The following is a 26448-nucleotide window of genomic DNA, read 5'->3' as shown; positions in this document are numbered from 1 at the left end:
CACCGGCATGTTCCACGTCGGCGGCGCCCGTTCGGCCCTGTACAACTGGGCGACGGCGCGACAGCAGGGCGGCACCTTCGTGCTGCGGATCGAGGACACCGACGCCGCCCGCAACCGGCCCGAATGGACCGCGGGCATCATCAGCGCCCTCGCCGCGATCGGCATCCACGCGGGCGACCCGGCCTTCGAGGGCCCTACTTCCAGTCCGCGAACGCCGAACGGCACCGTGCCGCCGCCGAGAAGCTGCACGCCGCCGGCCGCGCCTACCACTGCGACTGCACCCGCGAGGAGCTGGCCGAGCGCACCGGCTCGGCGCAGCTCGGGTACGACGGCTTCTGCCGGGAGCGGGGCCTGGGCCCCGCCGGGGGGCGCGCCCTGCGCTTCCGCACCCCGGACGAGGGCGCCACCGTCGTGGTGGACCTGATCCGCGGGGAGCCCGCCTTCCCCAACTCCGCCATCGAGGACTTCGTGATCGCCCGGGGCGACGGCAGCCCGGTGTTCCTGCTCGCCAACGTCGTCGACGACCTGGAGCAGGGCATCACCCAGGTCGTCCGCGGCGAGGAGCACCTGTCGAACACGCCCAAGCAGCAGCTGCTGTGGGAGGCGCTCGGGGCGGTGCCGCCGGTCTGGGCGCACCTGCCGGTGATCGTGAACGAGAAGCGGCAGAAGCTGTCCAAGCGCCGGGACAAGGTCGCGCTGGAGGACTACCTGGCGGACGGCTACCTGCCCGAGGCGATGGTCAACTACCTGATGCTGCTGGGCTGGGGGCCGAAGGACGACGTGGAGCTGCGCCCCTACGCCGAGCTGGAGCAGTCCTTCCGGGTGGCGGACGTCAACGCCGCCTCGGCGTACTTCGACGTGGCGAAGCTGCGCTCCTTCAACGGCGAGTACCTGCGGGCGATGGGGGAGGAGGAGTTCACCGCGGCCTGCCGCCCGTGGCTCACCGCACCCGAAGTGCCGTGGGCGGCCGAGGACTTCGACCCGCAGGCCTTCGCCGTCCTCGCCCCGCTCGCCCAGTCCCGGATCGCGGTGCTCGGCGAGATCGTCCAGCAGGTCGACTTCCTCTTCCTGCCCGAGCCGGTGCGCGACGAGGCCTCCTGGGCGAAGGCGATGAAGGACGGGGACCGCTCGGCCGCCCTGCTGCGCACGGCCCGGGAACGGCTCGCCGCGACGCGGCCCTGGGAGGCCGGGGAGCTGCGGGCGGCGCTGGAGGCGGTGGCCGCCGAGCACGGGCTGAAGCTGGGCAAGGCCCAGGCGCCGGTGCGGGTGGCGGTGACCGGCCGGACGGTGGGCCTGCCGCTGTTCGAGTCCCTGGCGGTCCTGGGCCGTGACCGCACCCTGGCCCGTCTGGACGCCGCCGTACGGCGGCTGGCGATCGGGTGACTGCGGCGGGGCGATCCTTCCGGGGCGCCCTGCCGCAGTCATCCGAACAGGAGGCCCGTCAGCCCCAGGTGCCCACCAGCGGGACGTCGCCCGGGTTGCCGAACTGCTTGCTGTAGATCACCAGGTCGGAGTTCTCGGCGGCCCCGTAGAAGGTCTGGTCACCGGGCCGGTAGACGCCGATGGTCTCCTTGCCGGTGCCGTCCCAGTCGCCCTTGACGGGAACGTCGCCGGGGTTGCCGAACCTGACGCCAGGCCGCGGGTGCTCCGTCTGGTTGGAGTCGTTCAGGTAGAAGGTCTGGGTCTGCGGGTCGTAGACGGCGACGGTGGTGGTGCCGTTGCCGTCCCAGTCGCCGACCAGCGGCTTCCAGCCCGCGTTGCCCAGCTTGATCCGGTACTTGACGGTGACGTTGTCGTCGGACAGGTAGAAGACCTGCTCGCCGGGCCGGTAGACGCCGACCGTGGTCCGTCCCTGCCCGCTCCAGTCGCCGACCAGCGGGACGTCACCGGGGATCCCGAAGGGGAAGGTGGCGGCCACGGTGGCGTTGTCGTTCGACAGCTGGAAGGTCGCCGTTTCGGGGTGGTAGACGCCGACGGTGTCGGTGCCCGGCCCGTTCCAGTGGCCGGTCAGCGGGACGGCGTTGCCGCCGCCGCCGAACACGCTCTGGCCGGTGTACCAGCCGTTGTGGGCGGCCTCGCCGAAGCTGCCGTCGGACGGCCGGTAGACGCCCACCGAGGCGGGCACCGGCGTGGGCGTGGCGTTGACCACGGCCGCGCCGATCCGCTTCTGCGCCGCGACGGTCAGCGGCACCTTGGCCGGCTGGTCCGGGCCCAGCCAGCGGAAGTTCTGCAGGTAGACGACGCGCGGGTCCTGCGCGGCGATCCCGCGGTACTCGGCGTTGAACGCCGCGACGTCGGCGTCGGTCCGGTCGGGGAAGCAGTTGTCGGCGATGCCGGTCTGGTTGGTGGACTCCGGGAAGAGCATCAGGTGCTGGTCCGGCGAGGAGAGGAAGGTCTTCAGGTGGTCCAGCCGCCACTGCACCTCGTGCCGGCCCTTGCAGTAGTAGTCGAAGCCGACGATGTCGACGGTGGACGGGATCGGCGCGGTCTGCTCGGCGTTCCAGCGGTCGAGGCTCATGATCAGCAGCTTGTCCGGGAACGCGGCCCTGATCTGCTGGGCCTGCGTCATGACCTCGTCGGCGCTCAGACCGTGCGAGTAGGCCTCGTCCGTCATGTCGACGGCGCCGATCTTGTCGATGTTCGAACCGATGCGCTGCACCAGGTCGAGCAGGTTCTGCGCGGCGTTCGGGTTCGGGTTGACCTGCCAGTCATTGGGCGAGCGCGGGACCACCGTCTCCTGGTTGAGGTCGATCACGCAGGAGCCCGGCAGGCACTGGTCCAGGAACTCCAGACGGCGGTCCTGGTCGCGCAGGTAGTTGTTGAAGTTGGTCCACTGCGCCACCTCCGGCGCGTGGTTGGCGCCGTAGTTCGGCGAGTTCGGATCCCGGATGTCGAAGAACCCGTAGTAGCCGAGCCCGCCCAGCATGGTGACCCGCAGGCCGTCCACCGTGGTGACCTGGCCGGCCGCCGAGTGGTGGGCGCCGAGCGAGACGTAGCCGTCGCGGGGCAGCTGGGCGGCGGTGCGGCCGGAGAAGACCGTCGCGCCGTTGACCTTCACGGTCGCCTGCTGCCGGTCGCCGGTGGCCAGGGTGAGCGACACCTCGTAGGAGCCGGCCGGCCGGGCGGCGGTCGGGACGGCATTCGGCGGGACGGCGGCCAGTGCGGTCGGGGTGCCGCCCTGGAAGAGTGTCAGCCCGCCGTCGGCCTGGACGCGCAGGCCGATCGCGACGTCCTCGGCGTCCACGGCACCCGTGCCGCCCGAGGCGTTGCTGACGGCGAGCGAGGCCCAGTCCTGGCCGGCGGCGCTGCCGGCGCCCGGGGTGCTGCCGACGACCGGTGTCAGGACGGCGTGCACCGTGTAGGCGCCGGTCGGGACGTCCGAGGTGGCCGGCCTGTTCAGCCGGACGGCCGAGGTGCCCTTCGGGAACGAGAGCACGTTCGGGTGGGCCGGGCTGTTGACCTGCACCGAGCCCGCCGGCGGGTCGACGGCCAGGCCCTTGACACCCGAGACGGCGCTGTAGTTCGCCGAGACCAGGCTCGGCTGGCGGGCGCTGAGGTCCCGGTTGAGGCCGAAGTCGGCAGTGGCGTTGGGCGCGCCGTCGAAGGTGTCGACGAACGGCTTGGCGCTGCGGGTGGCCGTGGTGTCGATCCGGCTGACGTTCAGGCCGTGACCGGCGCCGTCGCCGAAGGTGGTGACGCGGTCCCCGCTGGAGAGGTAGGCGCCGAGGTAGAGGAACTCGCTGCCCGGCCAGCGGGTCACCCCGGCCGGCGCGGAGACGGTGAACGGGGTGCCGTTGACCGTCAGGGTGACGGCGCGGTCGGCGCCGGTGGAGACGGTCAGCGAGACGGCGTACTGCGCCGTGGGCGCCACCGTGCCGGTCCAGAAGGGAGTCTCGCCGCTGCCGCCGTGGAACAGGGCGAGCTTGCCGCCCGAGGTGACGGTCAGGCCGAGGTCGACGTCGCCGCCGGTGACGTAACCGTTGCTGCGGTGGCTGCGGCTCAGCACGATCGAGCCCCAGTCACTGCCGCCGGTGTCCCCGACGACCGGGTCGATGACCGTCGAGACGGTGTAGTGGCCGCTGTCGTCCGCGACGGCCGGCGCGCCGAGCATCACCGCGGAGACGCCCTTGGCGAACAGCAGCTTGTTGGGGTGATCCGGGTGGCTGGTCTGGACGAACCACTGGTCGGGCGCCACCGAGGTGTCCCAGCGGCCGGAGACCCGGGTGTAGGAGATCCCGTGCTGACCGGCGGGCGGCGACTGCCGGGCGTCGAGCCCGACGTTCAGCCCGTACAGCGGGTCGGTGTCCAGGGCCGGGTCCAGCCGGAAGGTGTCCGAGAAGGCGCGCGTGGCATCGAGGTCCACCGGCGTCGGCCCGGACCCGTCCCCGGCTGAAACGTCGGACGGCGCGGCGGCGGCCGTCACGGGCGCGAGGCCCGCCGGCAGCAGCGCCAGCGCGAGCGCCGAGGCGCCGGCCAGCAGCCCGCGGCCCAGGCGTTGAGTGGGTATCACCGAGAGTTCGTCTCCCGCTCGTCGGATCGGCGACGCGGTCCCGCGCCGCCGAAGGGAGAGCGGACACAGCGGTGTCGTACCAGCCCAGCGACCTGTCCCCCCAGGGCTGGATCATAGAGGGTGGATACGAACGGCCTCGTCGACGCCCGGCCGCCGCAGCTCCTTCTGCCTGGTCAAGCCTGGTCGGGCCTGGTCAGGCCCCGGCCGCCTCCGTTCCGGCCGCCTCCGTTCCGGCCGACCGCAGGGAGGCCGACAGGGCCCGGGCCTCGTGCTCCGTCATCCGATCGGTCTCGTACGGCACGGCGTTGACCCAGCGCTGCGTCAGCCGGGCGATCCGCTCGCCGTACCGCCGCGCGGTGATCAGGTCACCGCGCGACCCGGCCTGCTCCGGGCCCTGGTCGGCGTGGCTCTGGCTCATCAGGCCCAGCCACGAGCCCAGCCGGTTCACGTCGTCGCGCGAGCCACCGCTCCAGTTGTTGCCCGGCATGTCCCCCACGCCGATCCACTGCATCCCCAACTGCGCAGCGAAGACCGCCAGTTGCTCCAGCACCGCCAGCTTGTCGCCACTCTGCGAGGCGGACATGGTGAACCCGCCGGCCAGCTTGTCCTTCCACGCCTGCGTGACGAACGGCGTGAACGCCGCCTCCATGAACGCCTTGAACACCGCCGACACACTGCCCATCAGCGTCGGACACCCCAGCACGATCGCATCGGAGCGCTCCAGCAGCGCCAACACCTCCGCATCGTGCCAACGCCCCGCGACCACATCCTCGGCCCGCACCTCCACCAGGTGCACCCGGGCCCCCGGCACCAGCCGCGCCCCCTCGGCAAGGTGCTCGGCCAACACCCGGGTGTGTCCGTGCACCGAGTGGTAGACCACCGCCACCGTGACCGCCGGCGCCTCCTCATTGTCCACGCCGACGCCAACGTCCTTGACTGCCATGCCTGTTCACTACTTCCATTGCTCGGGAACTCGCTGCTGCCCACCCATCACACCCCCACGCACCCCACCGCATCAACGCCGAACTCCGACCCGCAGCGATCGGCCCCACCGATCGATCGCGCTAACCTGCTCCGGTGGACCGGATCGAGCTGGAAGCATTCGTCGTCGTCGCCGAGGAACTGCACTTCGGCCGGGCCGCCGCGCGGCTGCACCGGGGGCAGCCCACCGTCAGCGACGCCGTCAGGCGGCTGGAGAACGCCCTGGGCGGGCGGCTGTTCCACCGCACCAGCCGCCGGGTGGAACTGACCGAGCTCGGCGAGGCGCTGCTGCCCGACGCCCACGCCGCCCTCGCCCAGCTGCGCCGCTTCCAGCAGCGCGGACGCGCGCTCGCCGCCGGCGGCCGGGCGGCCACCACCCTGGTCGTCGCCCACGCCGAATACACCGGCCACCAGCTGCTGTTGCGCTGCCTGCCGCAACTGCGCGAGCGCTTCCCCGACGTGGCGATCGTGCCCGAGACCATGCCGACCACCGCCCAACTCACCGCCCTGCGCGCGGAGTCGATCGGGCTGGGCATCGGCTGGGCGACCGACGGCATCACCGGCGTCCGCGCGACCGTCCTGTCCACCGAGCGGTTCATGGCGCTCGTCCCGGACGCCCACCCCCTCGCCGGCCGCAGCGAGCTGAGCGCCGCCGAACTCTCCACCACCGGCCTGCTCACCTGGCCCCACCAGATCAACAGCGGCCTCTGCGACCGCCTCCTGTCCGCCTTCCACATCGGCGGGGCCGACCTGCGCATCATCAGGACCGCCGACAGTGTGCACGACATCGCTGCCCACGTCGCCGCCGGTACGGGCATCGGCATCACCGTCGAATCCGCCCTCGACCACCGGCCCTCCGGACTGCGCGTCATCCCCCTCACCGGCCCCTCGACCACCGCCGACCAGGTCGTCCTCACCCCCGCCGAACCGTCGGAGGCCGCCACCGCCCTACGCGACCTGCTCCTGCAGGCCGCGGGTCAGACGGCCGCCGCGAGGCGCTGAGCGGGTGGTGTTCCGCGGGCTGGGCTCATGCCCGCCGAGCACGCCTGCGCGAAGGGTCCGCATCGGGGCGGGCCGCCGGCCGGCGAAAGTCGGGTGACCCTGCCGAGGGCATCGGCGACACTGACGCCATGACTGGTTCTGCACGGCCACGACTGCCGCAACTGCCCAGACTGCCCCAACAGCCCCAACAGTCTCGACTGCCTCAACTGCTTCGACCGCGTGCCCTGGTGCCCGGGGACCTCGTCGTCATCGCCTCGCTCTCCGGTCCGTTGGAGGCCGCTCACGAGCCCAACGTCGAGCAGACGGTGGCCGTGTTCGAACGGATGGGGTTCCGGGTGCGCCGGGCGCCGCTGCTCGAAGCAGGACGCCGCCAGTGGTGGAGCGCGGCCACGCCGGCGGAGATCGCCGGGGAGCTCAACGGTCTGCTGCGCGATCCCGAGGTGCGCGCGATCGTCGCGAGTGACGGCGGACAGACGGCGCTCGGCTATCTGGACCTGATCGACGTCGAGGCGATCAGGGCCGACCCCAAGCCGATCCTCGGCTACAGCGACATCTCGCTGCTGCACCTGGTGCTCCATGCGCGCACGGGTTTGGTCGGGTTCCATGCCGACATGGCCGTCCCGGGCTTCGGCGGGCACTGGCAGTCCGCGCCCGTGGCGCGCCGAGCGGAACTCGTCGAGCTCTACGCCAGGTTGCTGACCGGGACCGAGGCGATCGGTGCGCTGCCGGCGAGCCCGACGTGGGAGTGCTGGCGTCCTGGCCGTGTCGAGGGCCCGCTGATCGGCGGGGTGATCAATCGCATCGTGCTGGCGCAGGCGACGCGTTTCGCGCTGCCGCTCGAACGGTTCGACGGTGCGGTGCTGTTCTGGGAGGAGATGGGCGGACTGGCCTCGTACGTGTGGAGCTACCTGCAGGTGCTGCGGCACAGCGGCATCCTCGATCGGATCTCCGGCATGGTCGTGGGTGTGCCGCGCGGGATCGGCGGACTGGAGCCCGGCGCCTCCCCCACTCTGCCCGAGCTCGTCCTCGACGTCCTCGGCGACCGTGACATCCCGGTCCTGGGCAACGTCGACTTCGGGCACGCCGGCCCGAACCTGCCGATGCCGGTCGGCATCCGTGCCGGCCTCGATGCGCAGCAACGGACCTTGTCGCTGCTCGAACCGGCGGTACGGCCCTGACGGCTCCGACCCGTGCAGGAGGGGCCGTGAGCACGCCGGCGGCGCGGCGGTCCTCTTGCGCGCCTTGGGCGGGACGGCTCAGGCTGCGCGAGCCTGTTTGGCATGTCATCGTCAACCAGGGAAGAGTGAAGTCGTTGCGGCTCACGAAAACCGGTCACAGCAGCGGTATCGGCGGCGATCTTCGGTGCTCTCGCACTGGGCGGCCTGGCCGGGCCCGCCCAGGCCGCTGTCCGCGTCCCGTCCGCTCCGTCCGTCCCGTCCGCTCCGGATGCTGTCGTCGAGCCCAGCCCGGCGGCCGGGAGCGTGCCGTGCTGGACGTCCTTCAAGCCGTCGAATCCCCACGGCGCACCGCTGGACCAGTACTACAACTACCGCTAGTCGACGCCGCTGACCTGCCGAAACGCTAACTTTTCGGCCAGGGAGGGCACATCGGGGGCACAACGCTGGACGATGCGCGCAGCCAGAAGCGTGTCGACCAGCCCCCCGGTGTGCCCCCGGGCGTCGGGCGCTAATCGGCTCATTCGGCGCCAGCCCCGCGCCCCCTTGACGCCACACGCATCGGAAAGACCGCCTCGGGAATCCCTATGTGATCAAACGGTCACGCAAAACCACCGAACGGCGTAGCCTGTTCTCGGCCTGCAGGGTGGCCTGCTGGTGAGGATGAGGGGGCAGCGTGAGTCAGGAGCAACCGCTGTGGCGACTGGAGGTGCTCGCCGGCGGCGACACACTCCGCCAGGAACGTCTCACTCGGGACCTGCAGGACGCGCTCCGTCGCGCTGGCACACCCGAGACGGCCTACCTGACCGCCGAGACCACGCCTGCGGACGACGGCCGCAAGGGCGGGGCACTCAGCGAGATCACAGCCCTTGGGCTCGCAGCCGCCGCGGCTCGGCCGGCATCCCGCATCCTGATCGAGTTGATCAAGGAATGGTGCGCCAAGGACCGCCACCGGAAGGTCGAGATCACTGACGGGGAACGGTCTCTCACGGTGACCGGTCGGCCTGACGAGGCGCAGGAGCGGATCATCCAGGCCTTCCTCGACCAGGCCGACGAGTCGGACACCCCCGAGGGCGAGCAGGCGTGAGTCGCTTGGTGCGGCGCCGCGCGCTGCTGATCGCCAACGAGAACTACGACGACGGCCGCTTCGGCCGCCTGCCCTCCACCAAGGCGGACGTCTGGCACTTGGGGCAGGTGCTCGAACATCGCAGCATCGGTGCCTTCGTCTCGGTGAAGACGGTCGCCGACCTCACCGCGGACGACATGCAGTACGAGATCAGCGAGTTCCTCGAAAGCTGCGATCAGGACGAACTCGCACTCCTCTACGTCTCCGGCCACGGCACCAGGCTCTCCGCTCGCGCGGGTGGAGAGTTCCACTTCGTCGCCAAGGACACCGACCACGACCGGGTCGCCGCGACCGCAGTGGGCGCGGGCTTCGTCAACGAGCGACTGGAGTCCTGTTGGGCACGGCAGAAGGTCGTGATGATCGACTGCTGCCAGAGTGGTGGTTTCGCAGTCGGCCTGCGGACCACGGACCAGCCGAGCGCACCGGCCGCGAAGTCGGGTGCGGACTCGCCCCTGCGCAGCCACGGCGTGTACGTGCTCTCGTCCTCGCGCGTCGGTGAGGACTCGTACGGTGGCTCCGAGGCCGGTGGCGTGATCGAGCCGTCCGCCTTCACTGCGGAGGTTGTCGAAGCGCTACGCACTGGCAAGGTCAGCAAGAGCGGGACTGGAGAGGTCTCCGTCGGCGACCTGTTCGACTACGTCGTCCGACGCATGCGCGCCAAGGGATCGGCACAGATCCCGGTCAAGTCCGCCCACGGCGTCGATGACCGGATGATCCTGGCCAGTTGCCCCGTCGGCAGCGCCCCGCGACTCACACCGCTCACTCGGCGAATCACTCCTGAGTCCCCGTCGACCGAGCAAACTCCCAAGGCGGCCACACCGGGTCGAAGCCAACCGGGGTGGCCCGAACTCCTCGCCTACTACCAGCAGTGCGTGCTGTCGGATCAGGCGGACACGCCACTCATGTCCGTCTACGACCACGGCACCAAATATGTCTGCCTCACCGGATCAGAGCGCCTGCTGTCCGGCGAGTTGGATGAGGACGACTGCACCGAGGTGCCCCAAGAGGCCGTGGAGTTGATCGAGGCAGCCGCAGCTCAGGATGCGGACCTCTGGGCCGGCTACCCCGTTGTCCTCCTCAACGGCCCTCGAAACGGAAAGAGCTGGGCGGCTCCGAAGTTTGCCCCGCTGCTCGTACGCCGGGTCGAGGTGGTGCATCACGAGAACAGCACCCGACTCAAACCCTACGGCCCGGTCATGCCGCACCCGCGGCTGGCCGAAACGTGGCTCGGCAAGGAGCAGGCCGCAGAGCTCTCGGAGACCTACCAGCCCACCTGGCATGCGGGACAGCATGATCGAATGGCTGTGGACGTGCGCAACCTCCTGATGCAGGAGTACGAGTTGCCGTGCGTCCATGAGCCCCGCCCCGACCATTTGGCCGACAGGATCGACGTCAGAACGCCTGGCAACGGTGCGCGCAACTCAGCAGTGCTCTTCCTGGCTCCACGTGATCCCACGGGGCCGACTAAGAAGCTGTTGGCCGACTTCAAGGACATCACCAAGAAGGTCCCCGAGGTCGGGCGCACTGCACTCGCCGCGCTCTCACCGGTTCAGGCCGAGCGTGCGGAGTCCCAGGCAACGGCCCCGAAGCCGGTCCGCCTGGTGACCCCACTGCCCTCCAACGAGGCACAGTCAGCCGTGCTGCGGTCAGCGATGACGCGTCGGCTCACCGTAGCGACTGGCCCACCCGGAACCGGTAAGAGCCAGCTGGTGGCCAACCTCGTCGCAACAGCCCTGGCCGCGGGCGAACGCGTGCTCATCGCCTCCACCAATAACCAGGCCGTCGACGAGGTCTGGCAACGATGTGAGCGGCTCTCGCCCGGCAGCGTCGTTCGCACCGGCTCCTCCTGGGGCGAGACCGACTATCGAGGGATCGAGGACGCCACCCTTCGCAAGCTGTTGGAGGTCCCAGAGCCATTTCGCAACCTCAGGACCGCCGAGCTAGAGGTCGACGTCGCGACCGACCGCCTCTCGAAGCTGCAGAAGGAGTTCGCCCAGGCAGCCGCTCTTGAGCGGGCCTTGCGTCAGAGCGGCGAGGCTCGGGAGCAGCACGCCGACCGACTCGGCTTGCCGGTCGGTGACCTAGGCGAGCTCCTGGCCACCGATGATCTGGAGAGGCTGTCGCGAAAGGCCGCCGGCCTGTCACGTGCCTGGTTCCTCGGCGAGCGACGCCGCAAGAAACTGCTGCGTCGGATCGGAGTCGAGTCCAACGGACAGCCGACCTCCGAACTGTGTTCGGCTCTGTCGGACTTCGCCACGACTGAACAAGGTTGGCGCAGGGGGCGCGAGCGCGCGCTGGCCCTGCCGAACGACGCAGTGCTGTCGGAGGCACTCGACAACGTCGAGGCCGGGGTCCGCTCCACCAGCAGTGTGCTACTCGACAGCGCCGTGAAGACCGCAGCCCGTACGGGGCGGCAGGCCATCATCAAACTGCTCACAACTCGCGACGCCAACGGAAACGACTGGCCGGCGGTCAGGTCGGTGCTGTCCGCTGCCCGGGGCTGGGCAGTGACCAGCCTCTCAGCCCGGAACTTTCCGCCGGATGCCGGGCTCTTCGACCTGGTCATCGTCGACGAGGCCAGCCAGTGCTCCATCCCCGCCGTGCTGCCGCTGCTCTTCCGAGCACGCCGCGCCCTGATCATCGGGGACGCCATGCAGCTGCCGCACATCACCAAGATCGGCCCGGAGCGCGAGTCGATGATCCGGCGAAGCAGCGGACTTCGCTCGGACTGGCTCGAGCGCCACCAGCTGGCCTACCGGCGGCACAGCGCTTTCCACGCCGCAGAGCGGGCCGCAGGAGCCAGCCTGCTCCTGGACGAGCACTTCCGCTGCCACCCGGCGATCGCGGATGTCTCCAACCGTCTCTTCTACGACGGCCAGCTGACCGTGCTCACGGACGTCCGCTCGCGCCCATCGCTGGACCGGCCGGCGATCGTCTGGTCGGACGTCCGGACGCCCGCGACAAGGCCGCGCTCTGGCGGCTCCTGGGTCAACGACGGTGAGACCGAGATGGCCGAGAACTTCGTCCGGAGTCTGCTCCGCGATCTTCCGGCTGAGGCCACCATCGGTGTCGTCACCCCGTTCAAGGCCCATGAGGAGGCGCTGCAACGCCGCCTCGGCCGCACGGACCCTGCCCGGGTCCGAATCGGCACCGTCCACACATTCCAGGGCGGTGAACGCGACGTCGTGGTCTTCTCACTCGTCGCGGGCGGCGGGATGCACCCTGGTGCGGTCAGCTGGGTGGACCGACAGATCAACCTGTGGAACGTCGCCATCACCCGTGCCCGCTCACACCTCATCGTCGTCGGCAACGCCGACCTGTGGCAGCAACGAGGCGGCGTTGGCACCGCGCTGTTCCGAGCAGCCACGGCGGCAAGCCCTCCTGGCCCATCGGAGCACGACGGGCACGGCGAGTTGATCAAGCGGCTATACACCCGCCTGTCGGCTCCCCCTGGGGCAACCGTCGAGCTCGACGCCGTAGTAAACGGCCATCGAGCTGACGCCGTCGTTCGAAATGGCCAGGACCGGATAGCCGTTCTACTTGACCCCGGGCATGACGATGCAGATGACGCGGCTCGCCATCTGCGCCTCATGCTGCGTCGGCGGCAGTTGCTCGACGTCGAGGGCGGCCGAGCCGCTGAACGGGTCCCGGCCTGGCGGCTGTTCGACATGGCCACCAGGCCCGATCAGCAGTGATGTTCAAATCGAGCTGATCGCCACCTGACCGCGCGGAGGACACATCGAGGGCACAGCACTGAAGACCGCCTCGATCGCCGCCCTCGTTGTGTCCTCCTCATCCGGCCACAGGTGCGTGTAGGTGTTGAGCGTGATCGACGGCTTGGCGTGGCCAAGCCGCTTCTGCACCGTCTTGACGCTCTCGCGGTGCTTGATCAGCACCGAGGCGTAGAAGTGCCGGAGGTCGTGCATCGTGGCGTCGAGGAGGACAGCTGCGGCGGAGCGAGGATCCTCGCCGACATCCGCCGGATCTTCTTCGCCCACGGCGATCCGCCGAGCCGCCGCTGACCGCAGCCAGACCATCGCCCGCTTCTGCGCCACCGGCACCCTCAACGACGCCCGTGGCCTGAGTGCCGGCGATCCGCAAGACCGCCTCGACCGCGCCGTCGACGAACTGGCCGCCAGCCGCGCTCAACTGGCCCGGGTCGGCAACAACCTGAACCAGATCGCCTTCGCCCTCAACGCCCACGGCTTCCTCCGCCCCGCCGAACTCGACGCGGCCCTGGGTCTCGTCCGGCGAGCTGTCTCCCAGGTCGACACCGCCGCCGCCGAACTCGTGGGGCGGTAGGAGCCGGGTGGCAAACGTCGACAGCACCGCCACAGCACAACACAACCACCTTGACTGCTACAGCAGTTGATGTCGATTTGGTGTCGCTATCGGTGATCGGGAACATTCCCGAGCAGGGATGTCTTGTGTCGGGTTCCCACCGACCCGCACCCCTGGAGGCGCCCGTGCCCGACCCCGCCAACACCGCCCGCCCCGTGATCCGCGCTGTCCCCCACCCTGACCCGCTCAACCCGCTCGGCACCACCATCACCTGCCCACTGTGCAACGCCGCCCGCGACTGGCTTCTCCTGAACGTCCGCGCCCACGTGTTCGTCCGTTGCCGCTGCGCCCACGAATGGCACCAGCCCGACCTCACCCGCGACTACTTCGATCAGCACTTCACCGACCCCGAAAACGAGTGGGACGACTTCAACACCGCCATGCGGGCGCTCGCATTCGACGGCCTTCTCGCCGGGGCGATCTGGGACTAGCGGGGCACTCACCGCACCCCCGCTGACGCGCAGGTCAGCCGGGGCGCGGCGACCTGACTGCGACCGCAAACCTCGGACCGAAGGCTGGCGGCACGAGTGCATCCAAGTGGCTTTCCACAACTGCCACTTGGGTCTCTTCGACAGCCACGTTTGACCGTTTGAGGCGTGATGCTGATCGCTCGCCGATTGCGTCGATCTTCGATCGGAGCGTGTGCTACGTTCCGTAATCCAACCGAAAATAGGCGACCCCGGCGGTGCGCTAACACCCCGGGGTCCGGCACCAGGAGCGGTAACTCCCGATGCGGGTCCATCGTAGCGCCCACGCGCGCAACTTCACCGTGCTGCCCAACTGCATGCTGCAGTACCGGCAGCTGTCCTACACCGCCCGCGGCCTGCTCGCCGACCTCCTCTCCCGCCCGGACGGCTGGCGCGAGGACGGCCGGCACATGGCCGACACCAGCCCGCAGGGGCGCGGCGCGATCCGCAAGGCCCTGAAGGAGCTGACCGACGCCGGTTTCTACCGCGTCGAGAAGATCCGCATGCCCGACGGCACCATCCGCACCGAGACCCACGTCTACGACACGCCGCAGCTGGTGGTGCCGGGTGCCACCCGTCCGGTCCGCGGTGAAGCGACCTCCGGTGATGCTGGCGTCCTTGTAGTAAAGAACCGGTACCAAGAACCCTCCCTCCCCACCGACCCTGCCGACATTCGGACGGCCGCCGATGAGGCGGGCGACGAGCAGGGTGGGCGGGAGGAGGACCGCAAGGAGGCCGAGGACGCGCCGACGGTGCCGGACGGGCAGGTCGGCGAGGCGGTCGCCACGCTGTTTCGGGTGATCTGGCCTGAGCCGCGCCTGCACCTCGGCGAGCCCGAAGCGCGCACGCTTGCGCCGCTGGTCGCCAAGTGGCTGGAGCGCGGCGCGACCCACGCCGACCTTGCCGCTGCCCTCCTGCCCGGCCTGCCCGTCCCGGTCCACTCGCCGGTGGCGGTGCTGCGCAACCGCTTGGAGCGCAAGATGCCACCCGTACCGGCCCCTGTGCGCCCGGTGGCGGGCCGGTACGCCGAGTGCGCCAAGTGCCACGACCCCGTGCCCCAGCCGGGCATCTGCCGACCCTGTGCGGGCCTCGAAAGCCGCATGCTCACCGTCGGAGGCGGCGACGCGGTCACCCGCGCCGGTGCCGCACGCGCCCGAGCCGCACTACGTACCGCGAAGACGGTCGGTCTGAACCTGGGTAGCCTGGCAGCCACCGTCGGGTAGGGAGCGTCTGCCCCCGGGGGGTGCCAGGCCCGGCATGCGGAGCGCATCGTCCGGGTTGGCCAGCCCCGTCAGAGTGCTGCTGAAGCGAGCGCGTTCTGCTTGAGGCGGAGGTACGCGGGCTCGTCGCCGAAGAGATCGGGCTCGGGGGTCAGCTGGATTCCCGTAACCTCCTGCACGCTCTCGGCGACCGTCCTGGATGCCTCGGCGAACGCGCTGGCGGTGGCGTGGCCCTCGGCGACGAGCGTGAAGTGCTTGGTCGACATCCGGATGCCAGGGGCGATCGGCTGGCCGAGAGCGAACCCGGCGGCCTTGATCAGCCAGCTGGCGCTGACCCTGGTCAGGCCGTCGGGGAAGGCGTTCACGGGCGCCTGCTCGGCCCGGAGCGTCTCGGCCTGCTTCTCGTCGATGACGGGGCTGAGGAAGACGCTGCCGACGTTGCGGTTGTCGCTGTCTCCGGGGTCGAGAACCATGCCCTTGCCGCGTCGCACAGTCAGTACGGCGGCAGCGGCGTCGGCAAGGGGGACGGCCGTGCCCTTGGGGACGTCGAGGACCCTGGCGACCATCCCGTACATGATCGGGGTGCTCAGCTCGGACGGCCGCAGCCGGAACGTCACCGTGAGGAGCGTCCAACGGGTGGAGTGCTTGAAGATGCTGGTTCGGTGCCCGAGCCGGCAGTCCTCGGCCGACAGCGTGACCTCGCGGCCGGTGACCCAGTCCCAGGCTGTGACGCGTACGAGGATGTCCGCGACTTCCTGCCCGTAGGCGCCGACGTTCTGGACGGGGGTGGCGCCGACGGAGCCGGGGATGCCGATGAGCGTCTCCATCCCGGTCAGGCCGTTGGAGATGGTCTCCTCGACCAGGGATTGGAGCATGTGGCCGGCCTGGACGGTGGCAGTGACGGCCTCGCCGTCGTCACCGCGCTCGAACACCGCGCCCTCGGTGGCCATGCGTACGACAGGCACGCCGCATCCGGCGTCGGCGACGAGGATGTTGCTGCCGCCGCCGAGGACCAGTGGCCGGGCGCCCTCCCGACGGGCCAGGCCGACGATGTCGGGAAAGTCGGCGGGGTCGGTCAGCTCGGCGAGGACTGCGGCGTTGCCGCCGATGCCGAGCGTGGTGAGCGGAGCCAGGGGGACCTGTGTGCGGACGTACATGCGGTTCCTCGGGTGCGTGCGGAAGGCCAGGCTACGCGGCCAGGACGGCGCCGATCTCGTCTGTGACGTCGCACGCCAATGGGCTGTCGGAGTGCTCGAACTCGTGGCGTAGGCCGGCCATCCGCTCTCTGGCGCGGCCGGAGTCGAGGTACGAGCGGAGATCAAGGGCCTGGCGGGTGGCCTCGGCGGCGCCGTCGAGGTCGTGCCGCCGCAGCCGGGCTTCTGCCAGGGACATTGTGTGCAGCAGCCGGTTCCGGGGCTGCTCGTCACCGAACAGCTGAAGGCCGCGCAACAGGTGCTGTTCGGCGACCTCGGGGCGGCCGAGTTCGAGCCAGGCTCGGCCGGCGTCAGCGGCCAGGACGGCCGGCGTCACCCAGTAGGCCCATGGGGGTGTGCTCTCGTCAGCTGCGGACTCGACCAGGGCGGCTGCCTCGTCGAGGGTCCGGGCGCAGTCGTCCAGCTGGCCCAGCTGGGCGTGGGCGCGAGCCTGCCGGGTGGCGAGGAGTGCATGGACAGCTCCACCGGGTGGACCGCCGACTCCCTGACGGGCGATCTTGATCAGGCGAAGCGCCTCGTCGTGCGCGCTGCGCCAGGTGGCCTGGTAGCTGAGGCAGGAGACGATGTTCGCTCCGAGCGCGCGATTGTTGGCCGTGTGCGCGGCGCGGAGTCCGAAGAGGAGGTAGCGCTGGCCGAGGGCGTTGCGACCGAGGTCGCAGGCGAGCCAGCCGGCCAACTGCGCGAGCTCGGCGAGCACGCTGTGGAGGCGTTGCCCTATGGCTGGATCGTAGGTGCCGTTGCGGGCCAAGTGGGCGGCCCAGTTCAGGTCCTGGGTGATCCAGTCCAGCACGAGCGGGCCGCCCTGGGCGTCGTCGAGCCGGCGGAGCTGGGCGACGCGATCGGCAAGGACATCGATGGCCTGGGGGCTGATTGCCTCGCCAATGGGCCGTCCGGCGACTGGCGCGTCCGGTGTTGTCAGCCAGTCGACGGCTGGGCCGATGAGTCCCTGGCCCGACAAGGGCCGCGACACGCCGAGGCCGGAGCGGAGGGGACCGGCCGTGAATGATCCGAGTCCCTCCCAGGTGCCGTCCTGCGACCAAGGCTGCTGTAGCCAGCCATCGGCACCGGGCGCAGTGGCTTTCGCTGGCCACAGGACCTCGGCGGTGATCGTCTCCCTCAGGTGGTGCGAGAGGATCGACGCGACGATCTGGGGAAGCGAGCCGCGCGGCGTGGAGCCCTTGAGCCAGCCGTAGGGCGCCTTCGGGCTGATGCTGTTCGGGCGCACCCGGTTGATCTCGCGTGCCAGTTTGTCGGGCGACCAACCGAGTCGCTTGAGGCAGTCGCCGAGAACAGACCCTTCGTCCACAGGTGACCTCGAAGTCCGATGCTGCTGACGGTTGGACGCCAACGTACAGCAGCCCTCGGGGCCGCCCTCCGTCATTGGGTGAATCTGACCATTCTGACCAACACCTGACCTGACTGACCGCCACCAGCCCTTCCCGGCTGGGGTTGCGGTGCGTGATGGTTTCGACACGCCCCGGCCGCCATCGAGAGCGAGCCTCACCACCGATCGACCGTTGGGCAGCGCGCGCCTTGATCTGCGCGCATCACGTACCTCGTTCACACTCGGCCAACCGTTGGGGGACTTCAATGCAGCACGTGGCAACACCAGGACGCGCCCCGTCCCGGGCGGTCGTCACCGGCGCCGCCGGCTTCATCGGCTCGCATCTGATCGACGCCCTCCTCGCCGAGGGGACCACCGTCATCGGCGTGGACCGCCGCGACCCCCGCACCGACCCCGGCGCGGCGGCCAACCTCGCGGGAGCCCTCGACCACCCCGGCTTCACCTTCGTCGCCGCAGACTTGAGGACCTGCCCGCTCGCGGCGCTGTTCCTGCAGGCCGATGCGGTGTTCCACTTCGCCGCCCTGCCGGGCGTCCGCAGCTCCTGGGGCGAGCGGTTCGCCGAGTACACCGCCTGCAACGTCTTCGCCACCGAACGCGTGCTGGCCGCCTGCGAGGACGTTCGCGTTCCCAGGCTGGTCTACGCGTCCTCCTCCAGCGTCTACGGGACCAGCAGCGGCGGCGCCACCGGCGAGCAGAGCGCCCCGAGCCCCGAGTCGCCGTACGCGATCAGCAAGCTCGCCGGCGAACAGCTCTGTGTGGCCCACGCAGGCAAGGCCACCTCCACCGTCACCGCCGTGGCACTTCGGCTGTTCACGGTCTACGGTCCTCGCCAGCGCGGCGACATGCTGATCGGCCGCGCGCTCACGGCGGCGCTCGGCGGACCTGCGCTGAACCTCTACGGCGACGGCAGCCAGCGCCGGGACTTCACCTACGTCGGCGACGTGGTCCGTGCCGCCATCGCCGCCGCGACCGCGCCGATCGGCACGACGGTCCTCAACGTCGGCGCCGGCGTCAGCACCAGCGTGCTGGACGTGCTGAACGCGGTCGAGGAGTTGACCGGCCACCCAGTGCCGGTCGACCGGCTGCCCGCCCAAGCCGGCGACGTGGACGCCACCCTCGCCGACCACTCCCGGGCCGCCGACCTCCTGGGCTGGAAGCCCCGCACCGCGCTCACCCAGGGAATCTCCCGCCAGCTCGCCCACCTCACCGCCAACTCCCCGCAGCCCGTGGGTGCCTGAACGATCCTACCCCGTCGTTCCACCGGAGGAATCGTGTTCGTCACCACCGCGGACAGCGCGAACGCGCTGTTCACCCGCGCCAGCAAGGCCATCCTGAGCCAAGGCCGCAGCGTCGCGCCGCGCGGCATGGCCACCGCCGAACTCATGGGCGCCTACCTCAAGCTGGCCAACCCGGCCGCACGCATGGTCCACCTCGGCCCGTACCGGGTGCTGAACCCCGCGTTCGCCGCCGCCGAGACCGTGTGGATCCTCTCCGGCTCCAGCGCCGACTGGATCCACGACTTCAACAGCCGATTGGCCTCCCTCACCGACCACGGGGCCCTCCAGGGCACCTACGGGCCTCGCCTGCGTCGCTGGCACGGCCAGCTGGACCAGCTCGATTACGTCCGTCGGCAGCTGACCCGCGACGGCGAGAGCCGCCGGGCCGTCGTCCAGATCTTCGACCCCGCACGCGACACCGCTGGCCACAAGGACGTGCCCTGCACCCTCGGCTACCGCTTCTACCTGCGCGAGGGCCGCCTGGAGATGCACACCAGCATGCGAAGCCAGGACGTGTGGCTCGGCCTGCCGTACGACCTGATCACCACCACCGTCCTGCACGAGCTGATGGCCGGCTGGCTCGGCGCCGACGTCGGCGACTACCACCATCACGTCGACTCCCTGCACCTGTACGCCCAGCACCAGGACACGGCCTGGAGCCTCGCCGCCGACGCGCCCGCCTCGCCCACGTGGCAGCCGCTCGGCGTCCCGTGGGAGGACTTCGACCTGGTGTTGAAGCAGGTCACGGCGGGAGAGGCGGTCGGCCATCAGGTCTGGGACGGCTTCGCCGCCGTCCTGGCCAGCTACCGGCTGTGGAAGGACGGACGCCGCGACGAGGCCCGCGCGAGGGCCGCCGAGGCGACCGGGCCGCTGCCCGAGGCCCTGGCGCTCTGGTACGACCAGCGCGAGCAGAAGATCCCGCTCGCGGCCATGCCCACCCCGGCGATCCCGGCGAAGAGGTGACCACCGTGGCCGCGAATCGCGACGTCGTGCTGGGCCTGTGCTCCTACACCCACGACTCCGCCGCCGCCCTGCTCGTCGACGGCCAACTCGTCGGGTTCGTCGAAGAGGAGAGGCTCAGCGCGGTCAAGCACGACAAGAGCTACCCGGCCAAGGCCATCGAGTGGCTCCTCGACGAGGCGGGCCTGACCCGCGCCGACATCGGCACCGTCGCGTACAACTTCACCCCGCGGCACTACCTGCGGGCGATCCCCTCCGCTCTCACCCACACCCTGCGGCCGGTCACGGCGGCCAGGGCCCTGCCCCGGGCCCGCTCGTTCGCCCAGGTCGCCGCCAACACCCGCCGACGCCTCGCCCGCCTGGCCGGGACCTTCCCGAACGCCGCCATGGAGCCCGTCCTGCACCACCGCGCCCACGGGCTGTACGCCTTCGCCGCCTCCGGCTACGAGGAGGCCGCCGTCCTCGTCGTGGACAGCCTCGGCGAGACCCAGACCACCACTATTGGCCGCGCGAGGCAGAGCCCGGGCGGCTGCTCGTACCGGATCGTCCACGCCCTCGACGACCCCGCCTCCCTCGGCTACCTGTACGGCGCCGTCACCGAGCACCTCGGCTGGCGGCGCGGGGACGAGGAGGGCACCGTCATGGCGCTCGCCGCCCTCGGCGACCCGAAGCGGTTCCGCGCGCTGTTCGCCAAGGCCGTCCGGCTCACCACCAACGGATTCGCCCTCGACCACCAGCTGATCGGCCTGCGGGTCATGGACCGCCGCTACCCCCGGCTGACCGCCGCTTTCACCGCACTCGCCTGCCCGCCCAGACACCCGGACCAGGAGGTCGCTCCGGTCCACGCCGACCTCGCAGCCGCTCTTCAGGAGCGCACCGAGCAGGTGATGCTGCACCTGGCGCGGATCGCCCGCGACCGCACCGGAGCCCGGCTGCTGTGTGTGGGTGGCGGGGTCGCGATGAACTGCGTCAGCATCGGGAAGATCATCGCCTCCGGTCTGTTCGACGAGGTCGCCGTACCGCCCGCGCCCGGTGACTCCGGCACCGCAATGGGCGCCGCCGCCGCAGTCCACCTCGACCGGCACGCTGACCTCCCGACCGGGCTGGCACGGGCCTGCTACCTCGGCCCGTCCTTCCCCGGCCTGGAGCTACCGGCCCAGCCGCAGCCGGGGATGACCGCCCAGCGCCTCGACGACCCGGCCGGGTTCGCGGCCCGCGAGCTGGCCAAGGGCACGATCATCGGCCTGTTCCAGGGCGAACTGGAGGCAGGCCCGCGCGCTCTCGGGCACCGCTCGATCCTCGCCTCACCACTGCGGTCCGGGGTCGCCGACCGGCTCAACGCCACGGTGAAGTTCCGCGAGCCGTTCCGGCCCTTCGCCCCTGTGGTCCTGGCCGACAAGGCGGCGGACTACTTCACCCTCGGCCAGGAGGCCCCGTTCATGTCGATGGCCTCCCCGGTCACCGACCTGGCCCGCGAGACGATCCCGGCGATCGTCCACGCCAACGGCACCGCCCGGGTGCAGACCCTCGCCCCCAGGGACAACCCGCTCCTCGCCGACATCCTGACCGCCTTCGCCGAGCTCACCGGCGTGCCGGTCCTGATCAACACCTCCCTGAACGTGAAGGCCAAGCCGATCTGCGGCACGCCGGAGATGGCGCTGGACTGCCTGGCCGAGTCCGGGCTCGACGCGCTCCTCATCGAGGACTGGTGGGTGACCAAGGCATGAGGATCGGGTACAGCTTCTGGGGCTTCCTGGGCTCCGGGATCACCGACACCCCTGACGGCGGACGAAGCCACCGCCGCACCCTGGTGGACGGGCTGCTCGCCGCCGGTCACGAGGTCGTCTTCCTCCAGCCCAACCGGGACCTGGCCGAGGCCGGCACCGACCTCACCGGCACCTATCGATGGGACGGCGGCCTGCCGGAGATCGACGCCCTGTTCCTGGAGTGGCGCTGGCCGATCCCCGGTCGCAACACCAGCGCCTGCGGCACCGAAGGGCACACCTGCGACCTGCACCGTCAGCAGGAGATCCTCGACCACTACACCCACCGGTACGGCGTCCGAACGGTGCTGTGGGACAAGGACCAGCAACTGCCCGCCGACGACCGGCTGAGGACCGTCGGACAGGTCCAGGTCTGCGAGCCGGCCCTGTACCCGTCGCCGGGCGCGGCCAGCCTGCTCTTCCCAGTCGCCGACGACGCGCTCGACCGGGCCTACCCCGCCGCGCTCGCCGCCGAGAAGCGCGAACTGCCGCTGGTCTACATCGGCAACCAGTACGACCGCGACACCGCCTTCGGCGAGTTTTTCGCCCCGGCCGCCGCCCAGCTGCCGCACCAGGTGGCCGGGAAATGGGGCGCCACCGCCCGCTGGCCTCAGGTGAACTTCACCGGCCGCATCCCCTTCGACGAGGTCATCCCCACCTACCGCTCCGCGGTGGCCACCGTGCTCCTCGCACCGGACCGGTACGCGCGGACCGGCCAGTTCACCCAGAGGCTCTTCGAAGCCGTCCTCGCCGGCTGCCTGCCGCTGGCCCCGCGCACCCTGCGGGCCGCCGAAACGGTCGTCCCGCGTGAGCTGATCGTCACGAGCGCGGCGGACGTGGTGGCCACCGTCACCGCGCTCGCCCGGCTCGCCGGCAGCCAAGCCCACGCCGACCTGATCGCCCGCTGTATCGACCGGCTCGACCCGTTCCGCCTCACCCGCCAGCTCCGCACCCTCGACGCCGTCCTGGCCGGCACCGCCGTCCCGCCCCTGCTGCTCGAAGGAGACCACACATGACCGCCCCCGTCCTCCCGGGCATCCAACGGGTCGACAAGCTCTACTTGGAGCTGCTGTTCCGCTGCAACTTCTCGTGCACCACCTGCTACCACGGGGAGGACCTCAAGCGCCCCGACACCGTCACAGTCGAGCAGGCCGCCGCAGCCCTCACCTACTTCGCCGCCGCCTACGACTGCCGCTGGGTGTGCCTGCTCGGCGGCGAGCCCCTCCTGTTCGAGGGGCTGCCGACCGTGCTGACCGCCGCCAAGTCGCTCGGTTACCGCACCGAGGTCTGCACCAACGGCTACAAGCGGCGCGCCTTCCTCGCCCAGGCCGCCGAGCGCCTCGACATGCTCCGCGTCTCCCTGGACGGCGGCACCGCCGAGGCCCACGACCGCATCCGCCGCCCGGGCTCCTTCGACGCGGCCTTCGACACCCTCGCCTGGGCCCTCGGACGGAACCTGCCCTTCGGCGCCACGTGCACGCTCACAGGCGAGAACATCCACACGATCCCCGCCCTGGCCGAGCGGCTGCGAGACCTCGGCGCCGGCGACCTGATGCTCCACCGCGTCCGCCTGGTCGGCAACGCCGCCGAGAGTGGCATCACGCCCGTCACCTGGGAGCAGGCCCGGTACCTCCACGAACAGCTGACCGGCATGGACCTGGGCCAGATGAAGGTGAACACCGACATCCTGCTGCCCGAACGGTGCCCGCCGCCCAGCGACGTCGTCGAGAAGCTGGAGATCTCGCCCGACGGCAGGGTCTACCTGTCGTGCGCCGAGGTCGCCGGCCCCGGCCGCGTGGTCCGCTACGACTTCGACCGGGCCGCCCTGGTCACCGTCGCCGCATGACCGGCGCGAAGCGTCCTGGGCCGGGCCCGGGACGCACCCCACGCGGCCCGAAGAGAGCGCGGTCCGGCCCGTCGCACGGCTCGGTAGCCTGTAGCGACATGGACAGGATCGCCATCATCGGCTGCGGCGGCAGCGGCAAGACCACCCTCGGACGCCAGCTCGCCGAGAGGATCAACGCCCCCGTCACCCACCTTGACGGCGTCTACTACGACTCCGACTGGAACACCCTCCCGCCGGAGAAGTTCGCCGCCCTCCAGGAGGAGCTGGTCGCCGAGCCGCGCTGGGTGATCGACGGAAACTTCGCCTCCACCCTCCCCATCCGCCTCAAGCGGGCCGACACCGTCGTCTTCCTCGACATCCCCCCGATCGTGTGCCTGTGGGGCATCCTCCAGCGCCGTCGCCGCTACCGCGGCGGCCAGCACACCGAGCAGGGCGTCTTCGACCGCATCCACTGGGGCTTCATCCGCTACATCCTCGGCTTCCGGCGCCAGATGCGGCCCAAGGTCCGCGCGCTGATCGCCGAGCACGCCGGCCACGCCCGCGTCGTCACGATCACCAGCCGCCGGGCCGCCCGCCGCTTCCTGGCCACCGTGCCGCCACAGACATGACCTGACCCACATCGCACCGGGAAGGCTCCACCTGTCCATGACCGCCAACCCGTTCCTCGACACCGACCGAATCCGCCACGACCTGTACGCCGACGCCGGCCGCATCGCCCAGCGCACCGGCGCCCTGGCCCGCGCCAAGAGCGCAGGCCCCCACCCCGCCACCGTCATCGCCGACCTCGCCGCCACCGGCCTGCGTGGCACCGTCCTCGACATCGGCTGCGGACGCGGCACGACCACCCTCGCCTTGGCCGAGCGGCTCGACCCGCCGAGGCTCATCGCCTTCGACCAGTCCACCGCCCTCCTCGCCGAGGCCCGGAGCCGCCTCGCCGACCGCCTGGGCGTGGAGTTCCTGCGCGGCGACTTCCACGCCATCGACCTGCCCAACGCCTCCGTGGCCGTCGCGGTGGCCGCGTTCTGCCTCTACCACTCGCCCCGGCCGGCAGCGGTGATCGCCGAGATCGCCCGCTGCCTGGCACCCGGCGGGCTGTCGATCACGGTCACCAAGTCGCCCGACAGCTACCGCACGTTGGACGAGGTGATCGCCGCCAGCGGCCTGGACCCCGAGGCCGCCAGTCGGCCGAGCCTGTACGAGACCTTCCACAGCCACAACCAGGCCGACATCGTCGCCACCTGCCTCGACGTGCAGCAGGTCGTCCACCACGAGCACCGCTTCCGCTTCATCGACGCCGACCACATCGCGGAGTACGCAGCCACCAACCCGAAGTACCAACTCGGTGGTGACGTCGAGGAGATCGCCCGCCGGCTTCGGGAGACGATCGGCAACGGCCCGCTGGAGACCACCTCTACCGTCACCTACGTCGTGGCCGCCCGCCGATGAGGACCTTCACCAAGACCTACCCCAACCCCGAGGCCATGTGTCGGGCGCTGGCCCACCACCAGTGGATCGGCCACGCCAACCCCGACGTGCGCATCCCCCAGGTCCTCCACGTCCGCCCCACCGAGATCGACTTCGAACACATCGAAGGACGGCATGGCGGTCCCGACGACCTCATGGCCCTGGCCAGCCTTCTCGGGCACCAGCACGCCACGGCGTACACCCGGCAGCTGCGCGCCGCCCCTCTCGACACGCCGCACACCCACCGCACCGTCACCATCGCCGGCTTCACCGCCGGCCGCCGCGAACGCCTCCAGCAACTCCTGGCCTCCGGCACCGTGCCGGAGCCGGCCCTGACGTCCGAGGCCGCCGACGACTGGCTGGAGCGGGCCGCGACTATGCCGGCCGCCTTCTACAAGGACGCCAACCCGCGCAACTTCCTCATCACCGACGCCGATGTGGCCGTCATCGACTTCGACTCCCTTACCCTCGCGCCGTTCGGCTACGACCTCGCCAAGCTCGTCGTCAGCACCGCCATGACCACCGGCCCGCTGCCCGAGGACACCATCCGCCGGGCCGTGGACTCCTACAACCACCATCCCCGGCAGCGCGGCCTGCCCGGATGCTCCTGGCGCGAGTTCGCCGCGTGGTGCGAGTTCCACCACGTCCTCACCACGCCCTATCTCGGCACCAACGGCTACCGGTTCAGCTGGCACACTGCCAGACCGACCTGGACCACCGACATCCTCCGACACCTCGACAAGGAGTCCGCACCGTGACGCACAACGGCGTGATGAACAGCCGGAACTCGGTCTGCGTGATCGTCCACGACAAGAGCACCGACACGATCGCCGCCGTGCACTACGCCGCCCGCAACTGGTCCCCACACCCCGCCTGGACCGTCCCGGGCGGCAAGGCGGAGCCCGGCGAAGCCCTCGACGAGGCCGCCGCCCGCGAACTCAAGGAGGAGACCGGCCTGCTCGTCGACCCGGCGGACCTCGAACTCGTCCACGTCATCCACGTCGAACAGGGCTGGGACCAGGCCGGCCAGTTCGTCCTCTTCGTCTTCGCCACCGACAAGTGGACCGGCGACCTCACCAACACCGAGCCCGACAAGCACCTCACCGCCCGCTGGGTTCCCGCCAACCACCTCCCCGAGCCGGCCTTCCCCACGGCCACCCAGGCGCTCACCGCCTACGGCGCTGGCGGTCCCGCCTTCTCGCGCTACGGCTGGGAGCCGGCAGCGGCATGACGACACGGACGGGTGAGCTCGTCGAGAGACTATGTCGACGAGCCCACCCCACCGTCCGGCGCCACGCCCCCAACCGCTACGTCTTGCTCCGCTCGTTCGGGGTGAGAGATCCCGCCTCGATCCAGTGCTCGTATTGCCGCCCTAGACTGCGCTTGCCGAGCTACGGGCCACATCGGCTGGCTGGGAGCTGTCTGATTCGGAACTGCCAGGTGGCGGCTGACGGATCACCGACTGGTTATGCGCCGCCCCGCCGCTAGGGGCTGCCTGAGGCTCAGATGGAGCGTCGCCGTTGCGTACGGATCTGAGGGTCGCGGTGAGCCGAAGGGCTTCGGCCAACCCATAGCGGTAAGCCAGAACAAGGAAGGCGACGAGTGGCACCGAAAGGGTGGCGAGGGGTGCGTTCACATACGTCGGCAGGCCAAGGTAACTGATACCCCATGCCAATAGGGCGGTCAGAACCAGAGCCATCATGGCGGCGACAGCCAGCCTTCGTCCGTCGGTTCGGTCGGGAGATTCCGGAGCCGCT

21 protein-coding genes and 1 pseudogene are annotated in these 26448 nt (G+C 70.6%); 17 read left to right on the top strand and 5 right to left on the bottom strand.

What is annotated here, in order from left to right; genetic code table 11:
- Window positions 1-7 precede the first annotated feature (7 nt).
- Window positions 8-1383, top strand: a pseudogene (gene gltX, locus CRP52_RS36470) (glutamate--tRNA ligase).
- Window positions 1384-1441: 58 nt separating this feature from the next.
- Here the strand turns inward: gltX and CRP52_RS36465 are convergent.
- Together CRP52_RS36465 and CRP52_RS36460 are read right to left on the bottom strand one after the other, a co-directional pair.
- On the bottom strand, window positions 1442-4510 hold the full coding sequence (locus CRP52_RS36465; protein ID WP_097241121.1) for a hypothetical protein: 3069 nt from the start codon (window positions 4508-4510) through the stop codon (window positions 1442-1444).
- A 193-nt stretch (window positions 4511-4703) separates the two neighbouring features.
- Complete coding sequence (locus tag CRP52_RS36460) at window positions 4704-5453, bottom strand: flavodoxin family protein (RefSeq protein ID WP_097241120.1); 750 nt, start codon at window positions 5451-5453, stop codon at window positions 4704-4706.
- 134 nt (window positions 5454-5587) lie between these two features.
- On the opposite strand from CRP52_RS36460, the gene CRP52_RS36455 reads away from it, so the two are divergent.
- The 4 genes from CRP52_RS36455 (at window position 5588) to CRP52_RS36440 (ending at window position 12489) form a co-directional block, all read left to right on the top strand.
- A complete protein-coding gene (locus CRP52_RS36455) occupies window positions 5588-6493 on the top strand; it encodes a LysR family transcriptional regulator (RefSeq protein WP_097241119.1) in 906 nt (301 codons plus the stop codon).
- A gap of 197 nt (window positions 6494-6690) precedes the next feature.
- Window positions 6691-7671 (top strand): S66 peptidase family protein, encoded by a 981-nt coding sequence (locus CRP52_RS36450; protein ID WP_097241193.1) that lies wholly within the window; start codon window positions 6691-6693, stop codon window positions 7669-7671.
- Between the two features lie 673 nt (window positions 7672-8344).
- The gene (locus CRP52_RS36445; RefSeq protein WP_097241118.1) at window positions 8345-8755 is read left to right on the top strand and encodes a hypothetical protein; all 411 of its coding nucleotides are present in this window, start codon (window positions 8345-8347) and stop codon (window positions 8753-8755) included.
- Complete coding sequence (locus tag CRP52_RS36440; RefSeq protein WP_097241117.1) at window positions 8752-12489, top strand: caspase, EACC1-associated type; 3738 nt, start codon at window positions 8752-8754, stop codon at window positions 12487-12489. The genes CRP52_RS36445 and CRP52_RS36440 overlap by 4 nt, the downstream gene beginning before the upstream one ends.
- 3 nt (window positions 12490-12492) lie before the next feature.
- Here CRP52_RS36440 and CRP52_RS36435 read toward each other — a convergent pair whose 3' ends face one another.
- Window positions 12493-12720 carry a tyrosine-type recombinase/integrase gene (locus tag CRP52_RS36435; protein ID WP_373560588.1) on the bottom strand — a complete coding sequence of 76 codons (228 nt, stop codon included), beginning with the start codon at window positions 12718-12720 and terminating at the stop codon, window positions 12493-12495.
- A 1-nt stretch (window position 12721) separates the two neighbouring features.
- Here CRP52_RS36435 and mobC point away from each other — a divergent pair, with 1 nt between their 5' ends.
- From mobC to CRP52_RS36420, 3 genes are all read left to right on the top strand, one after another.
- A complete protein-coding gene (mobC, locus tag CRP52_RS36430; protein WP_179853161.1) occupies window positions 12722-13096 on the top strand; it encodes a plasmid mobilization relaxosome protein MobC in 375 nt (124 codons plus the stop codon).
- Between the two features lie 164 nt (window positions 13097-13260).
- Window positions 13261-13566 (top strand): hypothetical protein, encoded by a 306-nt coding sequence (locus CRP52_RS36425; protein ID WP_097241116.1) that lies wholly within the window; start codon window positions 13261-13263, stop codon window positions 13564-13566.
- Between the two features lie 299 nt (window positions 13567-13865).
- The gene (locus CRP52_RS36420; RefSeq protein WP_097241115.1) at window positions 13866-14825 is read left to right on the top strand and encodes a hypothetical protein; all 960 of its coding nucleotides are present in this window, start codon (window positions 13866-13868) and stop codon (window positions 14823-14825) included.
- Window positions 14826-14893: 68 nt separating this feature from the next.
- Here the strand turns inward: CRP52_RS36420 and CRP52_RS36415 are convergent, their stop codons facing one another.
- Window positions 14894-15979, bottom strand: a complete 1086-nt coding sequence (locus tag CRP52_RS36415) for a UDP-N-acetylmuramate dehydrogenase (protein ID WP_097241114.1) — start codon at window positions 15977-15979, stop codon at window positions 14894-14896.
- A gap of 31 nt (window positions 15980-16010) precedes the next feature.
- Window positions 16011-17342, bottom strand: coding sequence for a hypothetical protein (locus CRP52_RS36410; RefSeq protein ID WP_143685933.1), 1332 nt, complete (start codon window positions 17340-17342; stop codon window positions 16011-16013).
- Window positions 17343-17626: 284 nt separating this feature from the next.
- Here CRP52_RS36410 and CRP52_RS36405 point away from each other — a divergent pair, with 284 nt between their 5' ends.
- The 9 genes from CRP52_RS36405 (at window position 17627) to CRP52_RS36365 (ending at window position 25922) form a co-directional block, all read left to right on the top strand.
- Window positions 17627-18619, top strand: a complete 993-nt coding sequence (locus CRP52_RS36405) for an NAD-dependent epimerase/dehydratase family protein (RefSeq protein ID WP_097241112.1) — start codon at window positions 17627-17629, stop codon at window positions 18617-18619.
- A 33-nt stretch (window positions 18620-18652) separates the two neighbouring features.
- A complete protein-coding gene (locus CRP52_RS36400; protein WP_097241111.1) occupies window positions 18653-19621 on the top strand; it encodes a thymidylate synthase in 969 nt (322 codons plus the stop codon).
- 5 nt (window positions 19622-19626) lie between these two features.
- On the top strand, window positions 19627-21345 hold the full coding sequence (locus tag CRP52_RS36395) for a carbamoyltransferase family protein (RefSeq protein WP_306458943.1): 1719 nt from the start codon (window positions 19627-19629) through the stop codon (window positions 21343-21345).
- Window positions 21342-22397: a glycosyltransferase family protein gene (locus CRP52_RS36390; protein ID WP_097241109.1), complete on the top strand. Its 1056-nt coding sequence runs from the start codon at window positions 21342-21344 to the stop codon at window positions 22395-22397. Before CRP52_RS36395 ends, CRP52_RS36390 begins: the two co-directional genes overlap by 4 nt.
- On the top strand, window positions 22394-23227 hold the full coding sequence (locus tag CRP52_RS36385) for a radical SAM protein (protein ID WP_097241108.1): 834 nt from the start codon (window positions 22394-22396) through the stop codon (window positions 23225-23227). Before CRP52_RS36390 ends, CRP52_RS36385 begins: the two co-directional genes overlap by 4 nt.
- 98 nt (window positions 23228-23325) lie before the next feature.
- On the top strand, window positions 23326-23835 hold the full coding sequence (locus CRP52_RS36380) for a topology modulation protein (RefSeq protein ID WP_097241107.1): 510 nt from the start codon (window positions 23326-23328) through the stop codon (window positions 23833-23835).
- Between the two features lie 37 nt (window positions 23836-23872).
- Complete coding sequence (locus tag CRP52_RS36375) at window positions 23873-24673, top strand: class I SAM-dependent methyltransferase (protein ID WP_097241106.1); 801 nt, start codon at window positions 23873-23875, stop codon at window positions 24671-24673.
- Window positions 24670-25449 (top strand): phosphotransferase, encoded by a 780-nt coding sequence (locus tag CRP52_RS36370; RefSeq protein WP_097241105.1) that lies wholly within the window; start codon window positions 24670-24672, stop codon window positions 25447-25449. The genes CRP52_RS36375 and CRP52_RS36370 overlap by 4 nt, the downstream gene beginning before the upstream one ends.
- Entirely contained in the window at window positions 25446-25922 is a 477-nt protein-coding gene (locus CRP52_RS36365) for an NUDIX domain-containing protein (RefSeq protein ID WP_097241104.1), read from the top strand. The genes CRP52_RS36370 and CRP52_RS36365 overlap by 4 nt, the downstream gene beginning before the upstream one ends.
- Window positions 25923-26448 lie beyond the last annotated feature (526 nt).

The organism is Streptomyces sp. 1331.2 (genome assembly GCF_900199205.1).
Classification (GTDB): domain Bacteria; phylum Actinomycetota; class Actinomycetes; order Streptomycetales; family Streptomycetaceae; genus Kitasatospora.
This window is presented reverse-complemented; position numbering and strand designations above follow the sequence as displayed.

Excerpts from the sequence above, each read along its gene's own strand:
- CRP52_RS36460 (WP_097241120.1), bottom strand. The coding sequence starts at position 5,453 with ATGGCAGTCAAGGACGTTGGCGTCGGCGTGGACAATGAGGAGGCGCCG.
- CRP52_RS36435 (WP_373560588.1), bottom strand. The coding sequence starts at position 12,720 with ATGCACGACCTCCGGCACTTCTACGCCTCGGTGCTGATCAAGCACCGC.
- CRP52_RS36420 (WP_097241115.1), top strand. The coding sequence starts at position 13,866 with ATGCGGGTCCATCGTAGCGCCCACGCGCGCAACTTCACCGTGCTGCCC.
- CRP52_RS36415 (WP_097241114.1), bottom strand. The coding sequence starts at position 15,979 with ATGTACGTCCGCACACAGGTCCCCCTGGCTCCGCTCACCACGCTCGGC.
- CRP52_RS36405 (WP_097241112.1), top strand. The coding sequence starts at position 17,627 with ATGCAGCACGTGGCAACACCAGGACGCGCCCCGTCCCGGGCGGTCGTC.
- CRP52_RS36390 (WP_097241109.1), top strand. The coding sequence starts at position 21,342 with ATGAGGATCGGGTACAGCTTCTGGGGCTTCCTGGGCTCCGGGATCACC.
- CRP52_RS36385 (WP_097241108.1), top strand. The coding sequence starts at position 22,394 with ATGACCGCCCCCGTCCTCCCGGGCATCCAACGGGTCGACAAGCTCTAC.
- CRP52_RS36380 (WP_097241107.1), top strand. The coding sequence starts at position 23,326 with ATGGACAGGATCGCCATCATCGGCTGCGGCGGCAGCGGCAAGACCACC.
- CRP52_RS36375 (WP_097241106.1), top strand. The coding sequence starts at position 23,873 with ATGACCGCCAACCCGTTCCTCGACACCGACCGAATCCGCCACGACCTG.
- CRP52_RS36370 (WP_097241105.1), top strand. The coding sequence starts at position 24,670 with ATGAGGACCTTCACCAAGACCTACCCCAACCCCGAGGCCATGTGTCGG.